Origin of the sequence: Methylobacterium aquaticum (assembly GCF_016804325.1) — a bacterium.
Lineage (GTDB): Bacteria > Pseudomonadota > Alphaproteobacteria > Rhizobiales > Beijerinckiaceae > Methylobacterium > Methylobacterium aquaticum_C.
The window spans coordinates 5,211,201-5,231,880 of the sequence record NZ_CP043627.1 but is presented as its reverse complement, the minus strand read 5'-3'; the positions used below and the strand labels follow the sequence as shown (position 1 = coordinate 5,231,880).

The 20,680-nt window shown below is 64.5% G+C and carries 18 protein-coding genes and 1 pseudogene; 5 read left to right on the top strand and 14 right to left on the bottom strand.

The window, feature by feature from the left end; translation table 11 throughout:
* Nucleotides 1-1,841 precede the first annotated feature (1,841 nt).
* The 4 genes from F1D61_RS34415 to F1D61_RS23875 all read left to right on the top strand — a co-directional run bounded on the left by F1D61_RS34415 (nt 1,842) and on the right by F1D61_RS23875 (nt 4,222).
* Nucleotides 1,842-2,798, top strand: coding sequence for a calcium-binding protein (locus F1D61_RS34415; RefSeq protein ID WP_281437020.1), 957 nt, complete (start codon nt 1,842-1,844; stop codon nt 2,796-2,798).
* 91 nt (nt 2,799-2,889) lie between these two features.
* Nucleotides 2,890-3,210, top strand: coding sequence for a hypothetical protein (locus tag F1D61_RS23885; protein ID WP_246775496.1), 321 nt, complete (start codon nt 2,890-2,892; stop codon nt 3,208-3,210).
* Nucleotides 3,211-3,504: 294 nt separating this feature from the next.
* Nucleotides 3,505-3,708 carry a hypothetical protein gene (locus tag F1D61_RS23880; RefSeq protein WP_203154557.1) on the top strand — a complete coding sequence of 68 codons (204 nt, stop codon included), beginning with the start codon at nt 3,505-3,507 and terminating at the stop codon, nt 3,706-3,708.
* Between the two features lie 109 nt (nt 3,709-3,817).
* Nucleotides 3,818-4,222, top strand: a complete 405-nt coding sequence (locus F1D61_RS23875) for a hypothetical protein (protein WP_203154556.1) — start codon at nt 3,818-3,820, stop codon at nt 4,220-4,222.
* Here the strand turns inward: F1D61_RS23875 and F1D61_RS23870 are convergent.
* Nucleotides 4,160-5,506 carry a calcium-binding protein gene (locus F1D61_RS23870; RefSeq protein ID WP_203154555.1) on the bottom strand — a complete coding sequence of 449 codons (1,347 nt, stop codon included), beginning with the start codon at nt 5,504-5,506 and terminating at the stop codon, nt 4,160-4,162. The genes F1D61_RS23875 and F1D61_RS23870 overlap by 63 nt on opposite strands.
* A 308-nt stretch (nt 5,507-5,814) precedes the next feature.
* On the opposite strand from F1D61_RS23870, the pseudogene tnpC reads away from it, so the two are divergent.
* Nucleotides 5,815-7,170, top strand: a pseudogene (gene tnpC, locus F1D61_RS23865) (IS66 family transposase).
* Nucleotides 7,171-7,325: 155 nt separating this feature from the next.
* Here the strand turns inward: tnpC and F1D61_RS23860 are convergent.
* The 13 genes from F1D61_RS23860 to F1D61_RS23800 all read right to left on the bottom strand — a co-directional run bounded on the left by F1D61_RS23860 (nt 7,326) and on the right by F1D61_RS23800 (nt 20,582).
* Nucleotides 7,326-7,679: a hypothetical protein gene (locus tag F1D61_RS23860; protein ID WP_203154554.1), complete on the bottom strand. Its 354-nt coding sequence runs from the start codon at nt 7,677-7,679 to the stop codon at nt 7,326-7,328.
* A 1-nt stretch (nt 7,680) separates the two neighbouring features.
* Nucleotides 7,681-8,187, bottom strand: a complete 507-nt coding sequence (locus F1D61_RS23855; protein ID WP_203154553.1) for a hypothetical protein — start codon at nt 8,185-8,187, stop codon at nt 7,681-7,683.
* A 6-nt stretch (nt 8,188-8,193) separates the two neighbouring features.
* Complete coding sequence (locus F1D61_RS23850) at nt 8,194-8,706, bottom strand: hypothetical protein (protein WP_203154552.1); 513 nt, start codon at nt 8,704-8,706, stop codon at nt 8,194-8,196.
* Nucleotides 8,707-9,186: 480 nt separating this feature from the next.
* On the bottom strand, nt 9,187-9,768 hold the full coding sequence (locus tag F1D61_RS23845; protein WP_203154551.1) for a glycoside hydrolase family 108 protein: 582 nt from the start codon (nt 9,766-9,768) through the stop codon (nt 9,187-9,189).
* Nucleotides 9,769-9,808: 40 nt separating this feature from the next.
* Nucleotides 9,809-11,245, bottom strand: coding sequence for a hypothetical protein (locus tag F1D61_RS23840; RefSeq protein ID WP_203154550.1), 1,437 nt, complete (start codon nt 11,243-11,245; stop codon nt 9,809-9,811).
* Nucleotides 11,246-11,306: 61 nt separating this feature from the next.
* Nucleotides 11,307-11,846 (bottom strand): hypothetical protein, encoded by a 540-nt coding sequence (locus F1D61_RS23835; protein WP_203154549.1) that lies wholly within the window; start codon nt 11,844-11,846, stop codon nt 11,307-11,309.
* A gap of 2 nt (nt 11,847-11,848) precedes the next feature.
* Nucleotides 11,849-14,131, bottom strand: coding sequence for an SGNH/GDSL hydrolase family protein (locus F1D61_RS23830; RefSeq protein WP_203154548.1), 2,283 nt, complete (start codon nt 14,129-14,131; stop codon nt 11,849-11,851).
* 87 nt (nt 14,132-14,218) lie between these two features.
* Nucleotides 14,219-16,711, bottom strand: coding sequence for a TipJ family phage tail tip protein (gene gpJ, locus F1D61_RS23825; RefSeq protein WP_203154547.1), 2,493 nt, complete (start codon nt 16,709-16,711; stop codon nt 14,219-14,221).
* Nucleotides 16,635-18,281 carry a phage tail length tape measure family protein gene (locus tag F1D61_RS23820; RefSeq protein WP_246775495.1) on the bottom strand — a complete coding sequence of 549 codons (1,647 nt, stop codon included), beginning with the start codon at nt 18,279-18,281 and terminating at the stop codon, nt 16,635-16,637. The genes gpJ and F1D61_RS23820 overlap by 77 nt, the downstream gene beginning before the upstream one ends.
* 213 nt (nt 18,282-18,494) lie before the next feature.
* Nucleotides 18,495-18,644 carry a DUF7697 family protein gene (locus F1D61_RS23815; RefSeq protein WP_203154546.1) on the bottom strand — a complete coding sequence of 50 codons (150 nt, stop codon included), beginning with the start codon at nt 18,642-18,644 and terminating at the stop codon, nt 18,495-18,497.
* A 101-nt stretch (nt 18,645-18,745) separates the two neighbouring features.
* Nucleotides 18,746-19,162 (bottom strand): hypothetical protein, encoded by a 417-nt coding sequence (locus F1D61_RS23810; RefSeq protein ID WP_203154545.1) that lies wholly within the window; start codon nt 19,160-19,162, stop codon nt 18,746-18,748.
* A 242-nt stretch (nt 19,163-19,404) separates the two neighbouring features.
* Complete coding sequence (locus tag F1D61_RS23805; protein WP_203154544.1) at nt 19,405-20,346, bottom strand: phage tail tube protein; 942 nt, start codon at nt 20,344-20,346, stop codon at nt 19,405-19,407.
* A 17-nt stretch (nt 20,347-20,363) separates the two neighbouring features.
* The gene (locus tag F1D61_RS23800) at nt 20,364-20,582 is read right to left on the bottom strand and encodes a hypothetical protein (protein ID WP_203159386.1); all 219 of its coding nucleotides are present in this window, start codon (nt 20,580-20,582) and stop codon (nt 20,364-20,366) included.
* Between the last annotated feature and the right edge of the window lie 98 nt (nt 20,583-20,680).

Sequence of the window (20,680 nt, the reverse complement as noted above, 5' to 3'; positions counted from 1 at the left end):
ATGCAGTCTCTGCGCCTGCACGACATCATCGAAGCTCCTGGTGGGCGGTGACGGGCTCGAACCGCCGACCCTCTCGGTGTAAACGGGTGGTGCGCCCAGAGCTTCCCCGTGCAGCCCTCGGCGTGCGATGGCTCTCGCCCACCTTTGTTCTCGTTTGGTCCCCGGGTTTCTGGGGGATTTCCGGGGGCTCCCCCGGTTTGAGGGAGGGCAGCCCGTTCAGGTCTAACGCATGTCCGTGTTCGATATCCCTTCCATCCCCGACACCGTCCTCTCCTGGTCCCGCGGCCTCGCCAGCCTTTATCCTATGCCAACGCCTTTTCAGCAGCGAAATTTGTGCATGAATTGAGCGCTTCATATTTCTAGCTCTCGGGCGTTTAATTCAATAAAATCATCTTAAACACATTTAGATATAAAAACTTTGCACACGATTGGGATTATTGCTCCTTACTTCGTGTTCAAAAAATGCAATTACAAGTGCATTCCAGTATATAAAATCCTATTTTATTGATTTATGTTTCATGTATTATACACAAATGCTCTTATAATGACAAAATATCGCAGTAATATCTAATCAAACATTTATATATATATTAATGTATGCAATGTTGCTATTCATAAAATGTTATTTATAAGCAAAATCTTGGATAAATGAAGTATAATATGTGTACGATTATTTATATAACAAATTCATCTATACAGAAAACAATCATAACTAGCGACAACTCAAAATATTTTTTTTGTCCCTAAATAATTCATGGACCAAGAGTTTTTTTCCGCCAGTCGATTTCCATTGATTTACACCGCACATCAAGGTATAGACGCTGGCAGATCTTCTCGAGCCGTGTCGACTATGAGACGGCAAGCGTTGTTATCAATATAAAACAATAGGGTGATGGGAGAAGTTCAATATGACAAGCTATGGCACAATTACAATCAAGGGAACATACACCAGCCCGACCGTTACTATTGGAGGTGTTACTGGAAATGTGTCCGGTGCTAATATTCTTTTTTATAACTCGCTTAACAGTACGTCTTTTGGAAATTATTTAGGCACAACGACTTCATCATTTATCTTAGGCAGTAGCTCAACAAATCAATTCTCTTTCACCACTTCGGTACCCGTAGGAACTTATAGCGGATCGACAAGCATTGTTGCTTACGTGTTACAGCCGAACACGGCACAGTCTTGGTCTACTAGCCTATTTACCAGCGATCAATCAAACGATCAGATCTTCGCTCAAGATGGCGCAACATCAACTCAGGGTCTTATTGCGGTTACAACAGGTACATATGCTGGAAGTGGAGTGTCATCGGGAACTGCTAACGCTTCGACGCCATATTACAAGTTGCAGTACAATGCTGTTACGGTTTCCGCAGGCAGTGCAGGAGCCACTGGGCCCGCGGGACCGACCGGGGCAACGGGTGCCCAAGGGGTGGCAGGAGCCACTGGGTCACAGGGCGCGACAGGCGCACAAGGAGCTACGGGCGCAACCGGAGCCCAGGGCGCGACAGGTGCCACTGGAGCAGTCGGCGCTACAGGTGCAACGGGTGCTACGGGGGCAGCTGGAGTTCAAGGAGCGACGGGTGCCACAGGAGATACGGGTCTGCAAGGCGCGACCGGCGCGACAGGCGCTCAGGGAGCTGCCGGCGCGACCGGACAGGCCGGCGCTACGGGTGCAACTGGTTCGATTGGTGCAACCGGGGCTACGGGCGCACAAGGAGCGACAGGCGCAACCGGAGCCCAGGGGTCAACCGGCGCGACGGGAGCCATAGGAGCAACAGGAGCTGTTGGCGCAACGGGCGCGACCGGACTCCAGGGGGCGACTGGTGAAACCGGCGCCATGGGTGAAACAGGTGCCACCGGCGCGCAGGGCATCCCAGGCGCCACCGGACCTCAAGGTGTGACCGGCGACACGGGAGCGGTCGGTGCGACCGGTGCTCAAGGTGCAACTGGTCCTATCACCTCAGTGTTCTACGGTACGCCCGGCAACGACACCATTATCGGTGACAGCAACCTCGAGAACATCTTCTATGGCAACGGTGGCATCGACACCTTAATCGGTGGTGCCGGCAACGACTTCTACGTGCTTAACTCGATCGACGATCGTATCATCGAGCGTCCCGGCGAGGGCACCGACACGGCTTACGTCAACTTCAGCTACTATACGCTTCCGGACAACGTTGAACAGCTCGTCATGACCGGCAATGCCGATCTCGCAGCTTACGGCAACGCCAGCAACAACATGTTCTACGGCAATGCCGGCAACAACACCTTCATCGGCGGCGGTGGCGTCGACACCTTCGTCGGCGGAGCCGGCGATGACTACTACGTGCTAAGCAGTGTCAACGACACCGTCGTTGAGAATACTAACGAGGGACGTGACACCGTCTACGCAGCGTTCGACTACGTCTTAGGTGCGAACATCGAGCAACTCGTCTTGACTGGGGCGGGCAACACGCAAGGCACCGGCAACGACGGAGACAACGCGCTGTTCGGCAACGATCAGGTCAACACGCTGAACGGTGCGGGTGGTAACGACTACCTCTGGGGCGGCGGTGGGCGCGACGTGTTCGTGTTTACCGGCAACTTCGGCCAGGACACCGTGGGCGATTTCGTGAGCGGCACGGACACGATAGCCGTGGATCAGGCGGCCTTTGCGGACTTCAACGCCGTGCTGGCAAGCAGCCGTCAGGACGGAATGGATACTGTCATCACGTCGGATGCTGGCAACAGCATCCGGCTTCAGAGCGTAAGCGCATCTAGCCTGCGCAGCAGCGACTTCTTTTTCGCCGCGTAGCGCCCCGACAAGCGGCCGGCGCGGGGGGGACCCTGTGCCGGCAGTTCACCGCCTCGACCCCTCCCTCGTATTCGTCTCCGAGCGGTAGTATGTGGCGTACGTCACCGCGACGAGCTTGAGCGTCGCTGGAGACGTCCGCGATGATCCCGATCTGGGGGACGAAGCGATGATTGGCGGCGAGGCCTACCGAGCAAAGCTCCTGACCGACGACGCGCTCGACACAGCGATCTCGGCCTATCTCGCGGACCCATCGAAGCCGGTAGTGGTCGAGGTCGGCAAGGGCCGCCTCGACGTCGCCGCGACCGTCCTGGCGAACGCCTACAGCACGGAGGTTCTGGCCCGGGAGGGTGCGACCGGGCCGCAGCAGCGGAACGCGGTCAAGACGGCGGTGCTTCTGGCGCCGGTGGGGTGAGCGGCCTCAGCTAAACCCTGTGACAGTATGCGCAAGTATCGCGTGCGCAACCCGCTCACCTCCGATAGGCTTATGTCGCCTACCTCAAGATGAGGGGTGCGCCCACGCCATTCATCTCCACCACGGTCACAACCTAGGCGTGGGCGCCTTCTTTTTCCAGCCTTTAACGGCTACCCGATCCGTCCCGATGAATTTCGACGCTTGTGCTGCTATCATCTCTAGTAGGGTGACGGCGTGTACCTGGGGTCTGGTAACGTGTTCGAGCCGAGTGGCAACGCGGCTGGATGAGCGGATGTGCCGGTGACCCACCCTCTCGCCAACCCCGAACTCATCGATGTGATCGCCGAATGGCTCCACGAGCGCGCCAAGGAGCGGGTGACGTGGTGGCCGGCATGGGAAGACCTCGACATGACGGACCCGTTCAAGGCGGGTCTGATCCGGTCGGCCTATGATCGGGCTCGGGCCTTCGTGGAGATGAACGGCGGCGGCGAGGAATGAGCGCGGATCCGATCGCCTGGGTCCACACTTGGCCCGAGCGCGGCCCGGATTTGGCCTCGTAATCACTGGCGGCTCGTTCGGGCGGATCTATCGGACCTACGATGACGGCATGCGGCAGGGCGATTGGGTGTCGAACCTGACTTACCCAGCGGCGACACGCCTGACGAAGCAGGGACGGGCGACGGACAAGCAAGGCGCAGCCGAGGCCGTGCGCACCGGCTTGGAAGCTGCCCTGCACTGGCACATCGAGCGCGACCAGCCGCTCCGGCTATGTCGGCACGATGCGCCGGACCGGGCGACCGACTGGCGCCAGCGATTGCCTCTGTTCCTCGTCGCCGGTCGGGACGTACCGTGGCCGAAGGGGTGGGGCCAGACGCAGAAAGCCCGCCGTGGGGTGACCCGGGCGGGCATTCTGGTGTTGATGCGCTTGTCCGATCAGGCGCTTGCTAAATCAAACGAAGAGGAAGTCACTTTCCCTAAGGGAGCTTGCAACCACATTGCTCAATGTTATTGAATTGCTCTGGTTTAGCTGTATCAGGGTGTCTGAGCCTACCTGTGATATGCGCCCTTGTATGGCAGCAAAATCTCCGTAAGATCGTTGATCTATCGCCAGCTTATCTTCGCCGCGAAGAAAGTCGGCGACAGTATCTCGCCCTCCGTTGTTCAAAAATACGAAGTAGTCGGCTCCCTTGCCGCCAACAAGATAATCGTTACCTCCCGCCCCATTGAATGTATTAACCCCATCATTTCCGTAAAACACATTATCTAGATCGTTGCCAGTCAAGCTAACAACACTTCCACTTGATACTACAGCTTGTTCGATATTGGCACCGAGAGCATAGTCAGACGATACATATACTGTATCTCTCCCCTCCCCTGCAAATTCGATAATAACATCAGCGAAGCTATTGACTACATAATAATCATCTCCGATCCCTCCCAGGAGGGTATTTGAACCCTCTTCTCCATACAAGATATCACTGCCAGCGCCGCCAGAGATGTAATCATCACCTTTTCCGCCGTGAAAAATATCATTGCCATCGCCGCCATATAGCGCATTATCGAGACCGTTTCCATTGATCGATACGCCAATATTTCCCAGAACAACAGCTTGTTCGACATTTTGACTCAAGTTGTAATCAAATGAAACATAAACTGTATCTCTGCCCTGATTTTCTAATTCTACCACGGTATCTGCGGCAGAATTAAGCACATAAAAATCGTCATCCATACCGCCACTCAAAATATTAACGCCTCCCTCGCCGTATAGTATATCATTGCCGGAATCGCCAAAAATCGTATCGTCGCCAGATCCTCCGTAAAGGACATCGTTACCGCCATTTCCTATCAAGCGCTCGGAGGCACTATTGCCATATATAGTATCAGAGCGACTATAGGCTCCTTCAAAATTATAATATACTGTATTTCCAATCCTATATTGAAATCCGGAAAACAATTGATATGGTGAAATAGTAAATGAGTCACTGCGAGGGACAGAGGATCCGATGTTGTCAATAGTCTGGTACAGCTCTGTAGCGCTTGAATTAAGCAATTCTATTCTATTTATGATGCCGCCATTGATGTTTGAGCCTCTGTAACTAAGATCCACGCCTGATACTCGCATGACATAGGAGTCAGACCCAACTGTTAATCTGTAATATATCTCGGTTGAGGTTGCTGGAATGGTTGTAATTTGACTATAGCTACCGCGGGTATTTGCCCATCCATCTTGATCTAGCGGACCCGCGAAATGACGATAAACAGCCATCTTTGCCACCTTGTTAATGATCGTTTCCATGGTGACACAGTGGCACATCATAGGTCAAGGCAAATGCTATATAGCGTCGAAATGCTGATTTATGCCAAAATACTATAGTAATCATTCTTATAAACTAAATATCATATTGACAGCCTGGTATCAAATACAACATGATAAGATATGCTTATGTAACTTGGCACCTAATAATTATGAAAAGTAAGAGTTTATCTTGCAATATAGCTTGTTGGGTAATTACCCAAGGGGTGCTGCGACGGGCGGCTCGGTCGCGGCTTAGGTGTCATGTCACCCCCCTTGCCGTCTGATGGTTTGGCTGATTCCCTGTCGGGATGAGCCGCGGCGATCTGGAGCGCCTGAGCAAGGAGGAACTGATCGAGCTGGTGCTGCGCTTGCACCGGCCGGAGAATACCTCGCGCACCTCGTCCAAGCCGCCGGCCACGGATCGCAAGGAGCGGCGCGAGAAGTCCCGTCCCGGCGGGGCCAAAACCGGGCATGAGGGCCACAAGCGGGCGCTGACGCCGGATCCGGATCAGGTGGTGGAGCATCGGCCCTACGTCTGCTCGTCGGGCAGCGAACCACTGCCGGCCGACCTTACGGCCGAGGTCGTCAGCGTGCATGAGCGGATCGACCTGCCACTGGTTCGTCCGGGCGTGGAGCAGCACCGGCGCCTGTGCGTGACCTGCCCGACCTGCCGGACCCGGGTCGCCGCCCCACGCCCTGCGGGAGCCGACGCAACACCTTCGGGCCGCGGCTGCACGCGGTGGCGACCTACCTGAAGACCTTCCAGGTGCTGTCCTACGAACCGTTGCAGGCGGCGTTGTCGGACCTGTTCGGGCTGAAGCTCAGCCAGGTCGGGCTGATGAACGTGCTGCGGCGCGCCCAAGGCTGCTTTGCCGGGGGGGCCGGGACGCGGCGCGGGCGCGGTTGCGGCAGGCCCCTGTCGTGGCATCGGACGAGACCGGGGTGCGGATCGAGGGCACCAACAGCTGGCACTGGGCGTTCCGCTGCGAGGAGGTGGTGGTGCACCACGCCGCCCCGAGCCGGTCTGCCGCTGTCGTCGGCGAGGTGCTGGCCGCGGGCACCAGCCTTTGGTGCAGCTTTCCGATCGGTACTCGGCCCAGCAGGGACATGGCGAGCACCAGCAAACCTGCCTGGCGCACCTCGCCCGCGACATGGCCTACGCGGTCGAAGCCAGCGACGACCTGCTCGCCCTGCGGCTCCAGTAGTGGCTCGACAACGCCTTCGAGCTCGCCCGCCGGCTGACCGCGTTGGCCACCTCGACCCTGGCGCGCAAGCGGCGCGAGTTGGGACAGGACCTCGACGCCCTCCTGAAGGCGCCCACCACCTGCGACCTCACCCGAGCGCTCCAGACCCGGATGCAGCGGGCGCGCGACCAGCTCCTGACCTTCGTGGCCTTCTTGGGGAAGGTGGACGTGACCAACAACGCCTGCTAGCGCGGCCTGCGACCGGCCGTGGTCCAGCGCAATGTGACAAACGGCTATAGGGCGATGTGGGCGGCCAAGGGCGAAGCAGACGTGCGCACCGTCGTCGCCACCGCCGCCCTCCAGACCAAGGCCACGCCCTTCACCACCCTGCTCGCGACTATCACCGCCAGATCAAGACCCCGCCTCCAAGTGCAAGAGGCAAGGTGGAAAACGCGCCTGTCGAAAAATACTCCTTGGTAATTACCTTGTTATTTCAAGACTTGAAAGCACACAAACAAACTGCCTTCAAAGCAAAGGAGCCCCGCTCGGCGGCTGCCGGCGGGGCTGAAAGCGGGGTCTCGGGTCCACTGAAGATCCACTTGGCCAACGGGTAGGCGGCGGGACCGGTTCCGAGGTCAGTCGTGGCCGTGGTGGCGAACCTGCTCCCGGTCGATGCTGCGCAGGAGATCGGTCTGCGCCGTCAGCTGTTCTCGCGCGGCTCGCTGGCATTCAGCTATCCGGGCCAGGTGCTCGACCTGCTGACGGCCGATTTCCCGCAGGTCGCGCAGGATGGTCAGCACCTCGGCCGGCCCTTGCAGGTGCACCATGGCGTCCCCCACCGTGCCGGGCGCCGGTGGCGGAACCTCGTGTTTGTCCTTGTTCGCCCGCAGCACCATGGCGACGCACGTCACGGCCACGGCGCCACCGACGAAGACCTGGAGCGCCGGCATCGACGACAGAAGGGGGAGCAGTGCGATCAGGTGCTCCATGCTATTTCATCCGCTCCAGCGCCGCGAGGGCCTGGCCCAGCCGGGTTCGGCGATCGACCGCATCGAGGCGTGCCACGTAGCACGAGATCGCCTCGAACACGGTCAGGGTCCCGAAGACCGGGATGACGAAGGACGGTGCCTCGGCGGTGAAGGCGTCGACCGCCAGGGCGAGGGTTAGCTGCCCCATCACCAGGGCGCCGAGCGCCGAGCACACGGCCCGGACGTTGGCACCGTTCGGCTTGGTGATGCCGTTGTTGATGTGGCCGTTGAGCCAGAGGGCGGTGACCCGCAGCACGCCCACGGCCCCGAAGAAGAACGCCATGTTGCCCTCGTTGAAGCCGATTTCAGCGATCGGCTTCAGCGCGGCGCGCTCCATCGTGTCGCCCGGCATCGCGAGCGTCACGGCGATCAGCAGCATCATAACTGCCATGGCCCATTCGAATAGGCGGTTGAAGCTGTAGGCGCCCGCCGGGTGGGCGGGCGTGCTCGGGCCGGCGGGGAACAGCATGGCGCCCTACCGCGCCGTCGCTGGCAGGGAGGCGATGACCGGCGCGAGGGTGTTGTGCTCGTTGGCGTCATCCTCGAGATTGAGCTTGCGGAACACGATCTCGGCGAGACCGGCCTGCCCACCGGCCGCTTCGATCGCCTTGGCCGGCGCCGCGTCAACCGCCCGCTGCACCGCCTTAGCGATGACCTGCGAGCCGACGTTGATCGACAGCTTGCCCTCCTTCACCGCGCCCGGCACCGCGTTGATGGCGTACTCGGTCACGGCGTTCGCCATCTGCTCGACCCGGCTCTGGGTGAGGAAGAGCGCGGCCCAGGGGTAGACCTTGCGGATGGCCTGGATCGCGTAGGCGGCAACCGCCGGGATGACGGCGGTGATGACGATCTCCTGAAGCAGAGCGATCCAGGGCGCGGCCGATAGGGTCACGCTAGTGGTGTCGGCGGGTGCGGTGGCCACGGCCTGGGCCACGGCGGGAAAGCAGACGCAGGCGAGCGCCAGCGCCGCGAGGAAGATGCGGGGCATGAGGGTGTCCTTGATGAGGAGCTTAGGAGGTAAGCTCGGGGGCAAAAGAGGGGAGCTCGCCGCGTAATGAGGGGAGCTCTGCTCGGCTGGCCCGGCCGGCGCGGGATGTGGTAAGCCAAACGCGGAGGCGCACTCCGTGTCCGGGCGTCGTTATGTGTCGGGATGGCTACCCGGCTCGCTTTCGCGACTACGCCAGTCGAGCCGCGCCGCTGGGCGGAGGCGCCTCCACCTCATTTTACCCGCCACCCACCGAGCGCCTGGCACCGGTCCAGCGCCTCGCTGATCGCCGCAGCGACGAGGATCTGGATGCGGGCCGCGCGAACGGCGCCGGGCTGGAGCGTGCAGAGGTCGCCGATCTCCCGCGCGGCTGCGAGCGCAGGGCGTCCACCGGCGGGTCCTGCGCGTCGCCGAGCGGCATCCGGCCAGAGACCCGGGCCGGCAGGACCGGCTCGTTCGGCGCAGTGAGGCGGCGGGCGCGCATCATGCCGCCAGCGGCTTGCCGCAGGTCGGGCACTTCGCCGGATCGACCGCATGCGCCATCATCGCCTGCGCCATTATCTCAAGCGCATCATTCCGCACCCCGGCGACGCGGCTCGACCAGCCCTTGCCGAAGGTCGGCCAGTTCGACAGCGCCTTGAGGAAGCCCATCCGGGCGTCGCAGAGCGAGCCGATCAGTTGCTGCCGGTCGTGGCCTGCCACCGCCTGCAGGGTGACCGGGCCGATGTGGCCGTCATCCGCCACGCCGACGAGGCGCTGCAGGGCGATGGCGGCCCGCGCCGGCCCGCTGTTCACGGCCCAGTCGAACACCGCATAGTCGAGGCCTGCGGGCAGGTCGTCAGCCTCGACCGCGTCCCAGTACCGCTGCCGGTAGACGGGGGCGACCTTAGCGGGCGTCAGCGCCTTCACGTCGGCCTTCGTCGCCGGCCGACCTAGAACGGCCGACAGCGTGCCGATCGTGACGCCCAGGTTGGTCGGCCCGCCAGGATCCTGCGGATGGTCCGACCACCCCCCTTCATGTTTGAGGACGAGTGAAAGCGCCCGCTCGAATGTGTTCGCGGTCATCAGGGTCTCCAGATTGCTGCGAAAAGATGCGCGCGAGGCGCTAAAGCGGTGAGAGCGAGGCCGCCGCGCCGCCGGTGCAGCGCGCCTGCGCGTCGAAACTCGTGCCGGAGCTGCCCGATCCCGACGGGAACACCGTGTTGACCGTCACGACGCTGCCGCTCGCGCTTGCAGAGACATCAAATCCGGTCGACGGTAGCCGCTCGGGCGTGCCGACTGTGGCCGAGACCGTGCCACCCGCGTTGAACAGGGCGACCGTTGCCCGGGTGACGCTCGGGCCTACGTTGGGGATTACGCCGGTTGCCACCACCTCACAAAATAGACTCGCGAAGTTGAGCCCGTCCATTGCCTTGCCGACGCTGATCCTGAATACCGGCACAGCGAGATTAGGCGAGGCCGAAACCTGTTTGAAAATGCCGTCACGCAAATCGTTGGCGAGCACGCCCGTGACAGTCGAGGCAATCATCTGGGCGTTGTTCTTGTTGACGACGATGCCGTTTGCGATGTTGGTGCCGATCAGCCGGACCCCGAAATACGGCACCCCATCGGGGGAGAAGTCGAACACCGCCCCCATGCCGCTATCCATCTGCGAATTCACGACGCTGATGGAGCTGCGATAGACGGTCCCCGGGCCGATCGAGATCAGCGAGGCGCCGACGGCGTTGGTGTTGCCGGCGCAGTGGCACTGATTGATCAGGATGTCGCCGACGACGGCACCTGTCCCTTCGTAGCGGAAGATGGCCGAGTCTGCGTCCGACATCCCGGTCTTGATATTGGTGTAGGTGTTGCCCGTGCCCGAGCCGGCCGGGTAGTACCAGCCGTAATGCGCGCCCCGCGCGCCGGACAGGATCGTGATGCGATCCCATGATGTCCAGGCGGTGAGATTTTCCTGGCCGTAATCCGTCGTCTGCGTTCCCGTGGCTACCTCGAACGCGGCGTAGAAGCCTTGCGTCGTGAGATTGGAGAACCTGGCGTAAGAGACGTAGTTGCCACCGGTGATCTTGATTGCGCGTGTAGCGTTGTAGGCAGCCGGAGCCGCGCTCTGGTGCCGGAACGTGCAGCCCGAGACCTCGACCTGCGAGGGCGCCGCGGCATTCGCGGCGATCTGGAGGATCGGGCCGTTGTGGAGACCGACCAGCGTGCAGACCGCCTCGCCGTCGCCGCGCAGCGGGATCGGCTTCGAGAGCGTGACCGGTGCGGTGGTGATGCACAGACCCGCCCCACCGAGATGCAGGGCGCGGCCGAACAGCACCGCGACGTTGGCCGCGGCCTGGTATGCGGCCGTGTCGTTCGAGCCGCCCGCGCCCCCGTTGCAGACCGCGCCGAACGATTGCGGGTAGACCGGGAGATCACGAAACACCGCCGCGAGCGAGCGCCGCAGGGCGCCGCTGTCGGTCGGCGCCAGGGTCAGATCGTCCGCCGGTCCAGTGCTCCCCTTAGGGAGCCGGATCGGAGCAGGGGCGCCTTGAGCGAGCGCCAAGGACGGCGCGAGCGCCAGCAGCGCCGCGATGAGCAGACGGGGGTACGCAAGAGAGACCTCATCACTGCGCGATGACGACCGGCCCGCCAGGGCCGAGTTTGTAGAACTGGCCGGTTGGGACCGGAGCAGGATCGTCGGGATTGCTGGACGCGACAGGCAGGCTGTTCATCCAAGCAAGATAGCTCGACGTGAATGCCGCGCTGTCGCCCACGGTCATGACCACGGTGCGGTCTACCGCCAGCCCGTCCGGGGCCTGCTTAAGGCCGCCGGTTGACGACAGGGGCACGCTGGTTGGATCGCCCGTATCAGGAAACCGCCCGAGGATGGCGGCGATCCGCTGGCCTGCGCGACCGCGGTACTCGACGGGCTGTCCAGGTCCCACGATCATCGCATCAGGCGATGCATCCGGGGCCGGTGATGCCGCCATATCGACCCGGGCCCAGACATCCGAGCGGATCGATGTGACCAGGAGCCCGGAAGGCGACGGCGCGACCGGCTGAGATCCGGTTGGGGTGGGGACCGAAGTGACCGCTAGGACGGTGCCGCCCAGGGGGGTGGCGACCCCAGACGGCGCCAGGGAGACATACGTGATTTCGAGCATCGTCAGAGCCCCCGCACGACACTGGCGAGCAGATTGCCGTACTGACGAAGCATGTACGGGCCGTCGTGGTTGATGCCGTTGGTGGTGCTGACCGCGCGCCGCGACATCCCGCCGAGCGGGACCGGGCTGTCGGGATCGACGTAGGCGGCGACCGGGATGTAGGCGGCATCCTCGTCGAGGGCTGCCTGCTCGACTTGGCGATTGGTCTCGCGCCACTCGTCGACCGAGTTGACGCTGTTCGAGGTCGCGATCAGCGGGACGCCCATCACGATCACCTCGGCGCCTCCTGCTCGGAGGGTCTGGATCATGGCCCGGATGCGCAAGTAGGTGAAAACACCGCCCAGCTCATTCATGCCGAAGCAGATGACCACGACATCCGGATTGCTGGCGATCAGGGCGTTGATACGTGGCGGGTAGTTGCCGTTCGGCTCGGTCTGGCTGGCGTCCGTCCCGCCGACACCCCAGTTATCGTGGATGACGGTACAGGCAGATGCCGCCTCGATCGCCTCCTTGAGGCGCCACCCCCACCCAACCCGGATGTGCCGGGAATTGCCGTCGCCCTGGTCGTAGGCCGGCAAGGCATTGACCACGTCGGCGCCGATGCGGCCGGTCCAGTAATAGCCGCCCTGGCTCTGGAGTGCCGTGTCCCGGTAGGTACCGTTGGGCACGGTGTAATAGCTCGGTCCCGACCCGCCGCCGCCCTGCTCCGTGATGCTGTCGCCGTAGACGGCCAGACGGATTGTGCGACCGGTCCGCATGGCCTGGATCAGTCCGGGAAGGCGCTGCCGGCTGTATTCGCGCCACGGCAGTCCCTTGAGCCGGACATCAACCTTACTCTGGAGCGGAACGAGATCGACGCCGTCGCTCCGGGTCACGAAGGCGCCGTAGAGCGGGACCAGACCAAGCGGGACATCTGGTACGAATTCTCCGGCATCCGCGGGCCTTTGCGTGCCGGCCGCCACTGAAACGGCGCCTGATTTTGGATCGACGCAGACGATGTCGAAGCGCGTGGCGCGTCCAGTGTAGGACACATTGCAGAATACAACGCCGCTTTTGAGGCCGAGGATCGACGCGCGACGATAGTTGATGGTGTAATCTACGCCATCGACTAGGAGGGCGTTGTTATCCTGTCGGCGCACCTGCACCCCGGAGACGTACTGGTGGCTGAGAGGGATCTCGAACGGCTGCACGCCAATGGTGTCGGTAACAGGCCCCTCCGCCGGCCGGGCAAATACGACGAGCTGCCGCGAGATGTGGGCCGTCTGCCCAGCGTGCTCGATCACGCTTTCCGGGATCACGACCTGGGCTACGGGGGTGCCGGTATAGGGCCAGAAGCGCTGCAATTGCTCGGCGGGCGTCGTCGTGAGCACCAAGGGCCGAGCGGCTTCGTCCGGCTCGGCGCCGACCGCCTCGTGCATCACGAAGGGCCAAGCATTGGGATCGCCCAACGGGAACCAGGCGCCTCCAGGCTGGCGGGCCCAGCCACGGTACCGGGCCGTGGCATTGGCCGGTGGCACTTGACCGCGGGCGATGCCGAGATAGGCGGGTCCATCGCCCGATGTGCGACCCTCGAGGGTCACCATGTAGCCGTAAGCAGGATAGGCCGCCGGCATGTCGGGCACGCCTGCGATGCCTCGCAGCGGCATCGTGGCGATCTGGGCATGGGCCAGCAGCGGGTCGGCCAACAGGTCGCCGATCGCGTAGAACGTCTGGAACACGACCGCGTCGTCCGTAGCCGTGCCCGGCGCGGTGTTATCGAGGCTCGCCCCGACCGCGCGACGGTAGACCGTGAGCCGCACAGTCGCGACGTTGGGAGCGGCGAGGAGATAGGTCTGGATCGCGGCCGGGTGGAGCACGGCCCGCTCGGGAACCCAGACCAGGGTAAGGCCATCGAAGGTGTCGGCCCCAAACCAGTCGCCGTTAGAGGACAACCGCGGGCGGCTGAACACGGATCGCGGACGCGTGAAGCGGCCAATGATCGGGGTTTCTGCCGCCATGGCCCGCACGCGCTCGGCGACGAGATCCGCGTCGGCTTGGGTCAGGTGAAGATTGCCGTCGGCGCCAAGGGTGAACCCCCGCGCCAAGAGAACGGCGAGAACCGCGGGTGCGCTTGGAGTGCCAGCACCCGCCAACGCCAGGATCTGCGCGACGAAGATACCGAGCGTCTGCCGCCTCAGCAGTCGCTGCCCACCCACGTCAGCGTGAATGAGCACCTCGACGGCCGGGTTGGCATCGTCCAGCGAAAGGTTCGTCGAGCGGATGCCAGAGGTGATGCCACCAGCCATTCAGGGATTTCCCAGCACTGGAGAGGGCGCCGGCAACGGCACCCTGTCGGGATGGATCGGAAGAGAGACGGCCCGGCGGGCCGCGGATCAGGAGAGCGTGACGGAGACCGGCCCGAACGGGATGCTCTCGACAGGCGGACTGTTGCCGTCGAGCGCCGTCGCCCAGAGGCGATAGGTGCCGGCAGCGAGCGCCGTACCGTTCGGCAGAGTGGTCAGGTCGCGGGGAGGAAGAGTCGTATTCGGGCCGCTCGCCTGGTCAGCGGTGTAGGCGGTCGCCGCTGAGAATGGAGTGCTGGCGCCGGCAGCGATGTAGAGGCGGGTGGCGGTGCTGTTCGGGTCGGCGCTTGAGGTGGCGGTCGCGCGGATGGTGAGCGAAGGGGCGCCGGCGACTTGCACCGCCGTGAGGGACTGGGGCGCCGAGGGCGCGGCCGGATCTGTAGCGGCAACCTGATGCGTCAGGCTCGGGGTTGACCAGTCGCCGGGCGTGCCGAGGGTCGAGATCGCCCGGGCCTGCAACTCGATACTGTCGCCACGTTGGTAGCCGGGCAGGACCACCGCTCCGGCAGCCGCTGCGCCTGGCGCCGACATCCATGTGCCGGACCCGATCTTGCGGTGGCGCATCTCGAACGACGCGATGGTGAGCGTCTCGAGCGGGGGCGACCGGACCAGCACAACCACAGGGACCGGATTCGTCGGGGTCGCTGCATCGGAGGCGAGCACGCCCGAGACCACGTTATCAATGATCGGCGCCAGGGGCGTTCCGGCCTGCTGTTGCGCCGGGCCGCCGGCTCGACCGCTCCACGGCGGCGGCACCTCGGCGTCCACCAGCGCCTCGATCTCCGCGGCGTGGTCGATCAGGGTCAAGCGGGCGGCGAAGTCCTCCATCGCCTCGAATCCCTTCACCGTCACCGGGAAGCTCTCGCGCAGGGCTGGTCCGAACATCGCGAGTTCGCCCGACGGATCATCCTCGCTTGGCCCTGACGGCACATCGCCAACGCCGGTCAGCATCACCGCGTGGGTCGCGCCTGGCACTGTGGCGATGGTCCTCAGCAGCGTCGCCCCGTCGGCGCGCCGGAAGCGGACGGCATAGGCCTGCCCCGCCTCCATAGTCACAGGCTCGTCGAGGTAGACCATGACGCTGCTGCCCACCGACGTGACCGCCGTCACGCGGCCGGAGATCATCGTGCTCTCCAGCACGTCGTGGCTCAGCTGCGCGCGGTCGCCACGGCGGATGGTCAGCGCCTCCCAGTCGAGGTTGGTCGTGTGGGTGTCCGGTCGGTGGATCAGCTCGTACTGGCGCTTGCGCGCCTCACGCCACACCATGTCCGGGTTAGTGACACCCGGCATCTCCAGTTTCTCGGTAACGCGGATGTCGCCGCTATGCCCCGGCCAGGGCACCAGTCTCTCGGCCTTCGCGAACCTGTTGGTTTCGTCCAAGAATGACACCCGGAAGGCGTCCGGGAACACGGCGTAGGGCCGCTTCCCCTGGTAGCTCCAGGAGTTGCGCGGGCTGATGTGGGCCGAGACCACCGACAGCGCCCGGTCAATCACGACCTGCCACACCTCGCCGGTGTCGTGCGGGCTGGCCCGGCCGGCGGCGGCGATGTCGCCCAGAACCTCGAGGACGCTGGCTTCGTAGTCGTGGACCCGGTTGTAGGTCAGGCCCTTGGCGACACAGAACCGGTGCCACTCCTCCAGGGCGCCGACCTCAGCGAGGGTCAGCGGATAGGCGATAGCCGGGCCGGTCAGCACGTAGCGGAACAGGCTGGCCGGATTGTTGGTCTCGCGCCCGATCCAGGTGCCGCTCGCCTCGTCCCAGTCCGGGCAGATAGAGGCCATGTCGGCGTTCAGCGCGTCGAGCGTGCCGTTGAGCTGCCCGGTCGCACGGATCCGGCATGCGGCCAGCGCCAAAGGCTGGGGGAAGTCGATCGGGTACTCGGGGCGGAATGAGCGCAGCACGGACCAGACCGTCGTGCCGTGGCGCTGGATCGTCTTCGAGGACTGGTCCGCCTCGTCCCAATCCGTCGTGGTGCGGGTCAACTCAATGTCGTAGCGACCGCGCTCCGGGAAGGTGATCGGCGTCGTGCGCGTAAGCGCTTTCGCCTTGTTCGACGTGATGCTGATAAGCGGGCCGGGCTGCCAGTCGTTCGTGCCGGACTTGCAGTAACGGACGCCGATATTGACCGTGAAATTCTGGTAGGCCCCATCCTTGTTGACTTGATAGATGCCTGTGCTGGTGATGTCGATCTCGCAACCGGTGCAGTCCGAGGCGGTGGTGCGGATCTGCGGGCCGCCGGTCGGAAGCTGCGCGGTCTTGAGCGCGACGGACAGCGCCTCCTCGAGCACCTGCTGCGGGTAGAGCGTCAACCGCTCGTCGTCCGCTCCGCCGAGGCGCGTTTCGAGGGTGATGTCGCTGTACCGCTCGATGGGTGTCTCGCCGATGCGCCAGTTGCGCACCGCGACCGGGCCGTAGCCGATCAGGAACGCGGCGACCACGTAGCGCTCATCGCCCACCGCCTGGGTGTAGGGCGTGGCCGCGTAGGGCGGCGCGAACCGGATCTTGCCCAGGATCAGCGGCACCGGGGCGTCGGGCGTCAGCTGGTTCTGGAGGCCCTGGATGGAATAGCTGGGTTTCTCCTTGGCGTCGGCGCGGGGTGGGATCAGCGCGTTGATGAGCAGCGTCCCGGCGAGCAGCGTCGTGCCCGTGATGCCGGCGGAGATGAGCGAGGCGATCCTTGATCCGCTCGTCCAGCGAGCCGCCGGTCAGCGCCTTGTCCAGCTTCTCGCCGACCATGTCCCAGACGTTGCCGAACACGCGGCCGAACGCCGAGGTCTTGTCGCCGAAGGCCCCGGTCAGCTCGATCGCCTTGGTCAGGGCCGCCGCGTAGGCGTCGAACCCCACCCGCTGGGCGGCGAGCCGGTCGCCGTGCTCGGCGAGCCGACGGACCGTCTCGCGGGTGCGATCGTCGAGGAAGCCTAGCTTCTCGTTCAGGGCATCGAGCCCGCGGACGAGGTCCGGGTTGCCGAAGGCCTTGGCGAGATCGCCGTTGGCGTCGGCTACGTCCTGGTTGGTACTGGCGGCGTAGTCCCGCACGGTCCGGGCGAGGCTGGCGTACATCTCGACGCCGACACGTCCGGTGCTGGCATATTCGGCCGAGAACTGCCGCGCCTGCCGGACCGACACCTCGCCCGAAGCCGCTGCCGCCTGGGCTGCCACATTGATCAGCACCGCGTTGGCGCCCGACGCGCGACCGGCACCGGCCAATGCGCGCTCGGTCTCGCGCATCGAGTTCTGGTAGGACAGCACCGCGGCGGTGCCGGCAACCGCGGCGGTCGTCACCACGCCGATCGCGCCACCCACCAGGCCGATGCGGGACACGAAGCCGGTCACCGCCTCGGTGGCCTGGCCGACTGCACCCTTGATGCTCGCCGAGCCGGGCCCGGCGAAGACGGGCGCGATCTGGCCGCCCTGCTGCAACAGGATAGTGAGCGGGGACATGCCGCTCGCCGCCGAGGCGACGATGTCGGTGCCCTGATAGAGCAAGTTCTGCGCCTGGCTGCCGGTGAGCCGGCCATCGCCGCGGGCGCGCTGATCAACCACCTGCCGTGCGAAGGCGTCCTTGGTGGCCTGGATCGCCGCCGCACCCTCGGCCTGCGTCAGGGCACCGGTCCGCACCGCCTGCCGGATCTCGGCGAGCTGCCCCAGGTACTCGCGCTGGGCGGCGAACAACGGGCTGTACTTGGCCCGCAGCCGGTCGAGCTCGTCGCCATAGGCCGCGACGTCCGCGCCCCGGTTCGGCACGATCAGCTGGCCGTTGACCGCTGCCTGCACACTGGCCTTCTGAGCGAGGCCGGCGCGCTCCAGGCGCTGGGTGCTGTCCTCGAACGAGCGCACCGCTGCGAGGCGCGCCGCCGCCGCCTTGTTGGCCGATAGGGCACCGATCTCCTCCGCCCGGGCGATGTCCGCCAGCGCGGCCGAGTAGCGGGCGCCGGCCGCCGCCATCGGGTCGAACCGGCTCTGCAGCGTCGCGACCTCGCGCGACAGCACCTCGGTCCGGAGCGCCGCCTCCTCGGCCGCCCGCGCCTGCAGCTCGAATACGGAGGCCGAATCGCGCGCGGCCCCGCTCGAACCCTGGCTGACGCCGAGCACGGCGTTGATGTTGGCCTGCGCCCGGGCCTGCGTCTCCGCCTCGCGAGCCGCTGCCGCCAGCCGCTGGAACTTGGCGGTCTGCCGATCGACAGCCGCGCCGGCCGCGTCGCTGGCGGCGGCGATCTTCTGGAAGGCGGCTTGGCCATCCTGACCGGTCTCGGTAAGGACGCGCTTGACCTCGGCCCCCCCTCGACGCCGAGGCGGATGGCGACGCTAGTCGGCATTCTCGCTCTGCTCCTGGTAGGCCTTCACGATGACGGGCTCGACGTGCGGCAGGACGTCGGCGAGGAGCGCGGAGGTCGCGCCCATGGCGTCGGCCAGCGCCAGCACGGCGCCGAAGTCGAGGGCGTAGGGGGCGCCCATGCCGGCCCGAACCTGCCCACCGCAACGCCGGATGACCGCCCAGGCGGTCAGGCCGTCATCCGTGGCGGGTGCGTGCTCGCGGTACGGGCAGGCCTCGCACTCTACGCCGCAGGCGTCGCAGTATCCGGCGCCGCCACCGAAGTGCCAGCGGACGAGCTCGACGATGCGTTTTTTTCCGCGTCCCTCGCGAGGGCCGGCGCGACGTATAGGTTGTCGATTGCGTCGTAGGCCGGCCAGTTCTCCATCAGTAGATCGACGGCCTCGCGCGTGACCGGAATCGGCCGCCCCTCGGTATCGCCGATGCCCTCCCACTCCACGATGCCGCGGCGGGCGAGCTCGCGCACGAGGGCGATGTTGGCGCGCGCGCCGACGTCGTCCTGGTCCTCGCCGCGGAACACCTTGCCGACCGCCTCCCGGGCGACCAGCATCGAGGCGACGGTGATCGGCCGGAAGCGGACACGGACGCCGGGCAGGACGTCGAGCCAGAACGGCTCGCCGGGCTGAGAAAGCTTGAGCATTATTCCTCGCGGAGAAAGAAATGATCGGGCGCCGCCCTGCGATCATCTTGCCTGTCGGCAATCTCGCCACGATCCCCAGGCCCGCGGGGGATTTCGCTCAGCGTAGCGAGCAAAGCTAACGCACGGCAGGTGCGGACACCTTCCATGCTCTCATCCCCGCAATCGCGGAGGCATGCCGTTCTACCGAGGGCCGACCCCGGAGGGCAAGGGATTTGCTACCCGAGGCGCGGCCCGTACCGCGCTCAGTATGTCGCGACGTTGTTGATGAGCGTGGCGGTGACGGTCTTGTTGAGCGTCATGTCCTTCGCCGCCTGCCACGCGAAGGTGGCCTGCACCCCGTTCGGGCCAGTCACCGGCGTCTTGGCGCGCGGCAGGTAGACGGCGTGTGCCGTGAACACGAGCGAGCGCGCCGCGTCGGTGACCCAACCGAAGGTGAGTTCCACCGGCGTGCCGGCGGTGGCCTGGTCGAGGAGGACGGTGTTGGCAAACCGGACTGTCACGTTGCCGGACATCATGACCATGCCGGGGTCGGCATCCTCGATGCGGCCATCGCCCCGGATCACCTCGACCTTGTCGAGATTGTTCGAGTAGGTGAAGTCGGCTGAGACGACGGATCCGAGCGGCTGGCCGCCCCGGGTGATGGCGCCCTGGAACGGGCTGAACCGCTCCACGCTGGCCTCCGCCAGCGTGCCGGCGGCCGACGCCCCCAGCTTGTTCTCGCCCTGGGCGATCAGGCCGAGCGTCGCGGTGAGCAGGCCGGAGCGCTGCATCTGCACCCGCATGGTGTTGCCGCGCACGCCGAAGTTCTGACCGTAGCTCGGCACCTCCGGCAGGCCGACCTCCACCGTCATCGACGGCAGCGCAACGGCGCCGGAGGTGAAGACGTGAGTTCGCACGCCGGTGGCATCGGTGCTCGACGGCGCGCCCATGAACAGCTTCAGCCAGTTGCCGAAATTGCGCAGGTCGATCGGCACGACCACGTCGCCGTCGTTGTTGACGACGTCGCGGGTCGGTGGCAGCGGCTCCCGGCCGTAGCCGAGCAGATCGCTGGCGATCAGGCCCTGCTCCTCGCCGAGGTTCGACGAGACGAAGGGCAGCTTTCGGAAGCCGCTGACCGGCGGGACGCCATAGGTGGTCTCGAAGGCAGCCGCCATGATGGCGTTCGCTCCGCGGGCGCGAGCCATGGTTCTCTCCTCAGGGTTCAGTTCAGGGGGTCGGTGGTGCCGTAGACGGCGACGATCTCTACGAGCGCCAGGCGCGAGACGGCCGCGCCCTCTGCCGTCAGCGGCTCGGTGGTGGCGGCCCGAACCATCAGGTAGTCGCAGAGGCCACCGAGGGTCGAGGACCAACTGTCCGCCGCCGATCTGCGCGGCGCAGACCCGGAGTGGCGCCGACGCGCCACCACCGCGCACAAGCGCAAGCGCCGGATCCGCCCTCGGCTGCAAGAGCGGATCGGCATCCTCCGCCGGGCCGAGCGGGACCAGGCGCACGCGGCCGACACCCTGGCCGCCACCTCCG

Bases quoted from the DNA above. Each gene is read 5' to 3' on its own strand.
- F1D61_RS23830 (WP_203154548.1), bottom strand. From the start codon at position 14,131: ATGGCTGGTGGCATCACCTCTGGCATCCGCTCGACGAACCTTTCGCTG.
- F1D61_RS23805 (WP_203154544.1), bottom strand. From the start codon at position 20,346: ATGGCTCGCGCCCGCGGAGCGAACGCCATCATGGCGGCTGCCTTCGAG.
- F1D61_RS23850 (WP_203154552.1), bottom strand. From the start codon at position 8,706: ATGCCCCGCATCTTCCTCGCGGCGCTGGCGCTCGCCTGCGTCTGCTTT.
- F1D61_RS23835 (WP_203154549.1), bottom strand. From the start codon at position 11,846: ATGCTCGAAATCACGTATGTCTCCCTGGCGCCGTCTGGGGTCGCCACC.
- F1D61_RS34415 (WP_281437020.1), top strand. From the start codon at position 1,842: ATGGGTGAAACAGGTGCCACCGGCGCGCAGGGCATCCCAGGCGCCACC.
- F1D61_RS23810 (WP_203154545.1), bottom strand. From the start codon at position 19,162: ATGCTCAAGCTTTCTCAGCCCGGCGAGCCGTTCTGGCTCGACGTCCTG.
- F1D61_RS23875 (WP_203154556.1), top strand. From the start codon at position 3,818: ATGCGGCAGGGCGATTGGGTGTCGAACCTGACTTACCCAGCGGCGACA.
- F1D61_RS23815 (WP_203154546.1), bottom strand. From the start codon at position 18,644: ATGGGCGCCCCCTACGCCCTCGACTTCGGCGCCGTGCTGGCGCTGGCC.
- F1D61_RS23860 (WP_203154554.1), bottom strand. From the start codon at position 7,679: ATGGAGCACCTGATCGCACTGCTCCCCCTTCTGTCGTCGATGCCGGCG.
- F1D61_RS23855 (WP_203154553.1), bottom strand. From the start codon at position 8,187: ATGCTGTTCCCCGCCGGCCCGAGCACGCCCGCCCACCCGGCGGGCGCC.
- F1D61_RS23845 (WP_203154551.1), bottom strand. From the start codon at position 9,768: ATGACCGCGAACACATTCGAGCGGGCGCTTTCACTCGTCCTCAAACAT.
- F1D61_RS23870 (WP_203154555.1), bottom strand. From the start codon at position 5,506: ATGGAAACGATCATTAACAAGGTGGCAAAGATGGCTGTTTATCGTCAT.